The sequence below is a fragment of the Vibrio sp. 1580 genome (assembly GCF_033340055.1).
On the sequence record NZ_JAWOVT010000826.1, the window covers coordinates 1 to 500 of the forward strand.

Genomic DNA, 500 nt, shown 5'->3' on the forward strand with positions numbered 1-500 from the left:
TGAAGAAAGGTATGTTCGCGATGATGAACTACTTCCTTCCTCTGAAAGACATCGCTTCGATGCACTGTAGTGCCAACATGGGCAAAGATGGCGACGTAGCAGTATTCTTCGGCCTATCTGGTACAGGTAAAACAACACTCTCTACCGACCCTAAACGCGCTCTAATTGGTGATGATGAGCACGGCTGGGATGACGATGGTGTCTTCAACTTCGAAGGCGGTTGTTACGCGAAAACCATCAAGCTATCGAAAGAAGCGGAGCCAGACATCTACAACGCGATCCGCCGTGATGCGCTGCTAGAAAACGTAACGGTTCGTAGCGACGGCTCTATCGATTTTGATGACGGCTCTAAGACAGAAAACACACGTGTTTCTTACCCTATCTACCACATCGAAAACATCGTTAAGCCAGTATCAAAAGGCGGTCACGCAAACAAAGTGATCTTCCTATCGGCAGACGCATTTGGCGTGCTACCTCCAGTGTCTAAGTTGACTCCAGAG

Annotated in this window: 1 protein-coding gene; it reads left to right on the plus strand. The window is 48.6% G+C overall.

What is annotated here, in order from left to right:
- Positions 1-500: phosphoenolpyruvate carboxykinase (ATP) (locus tag R7093_RS28595; RefSeq protein WP_318147458.1), on the plus strand; the 500-nt coding region annotated here is incomplete at both ends.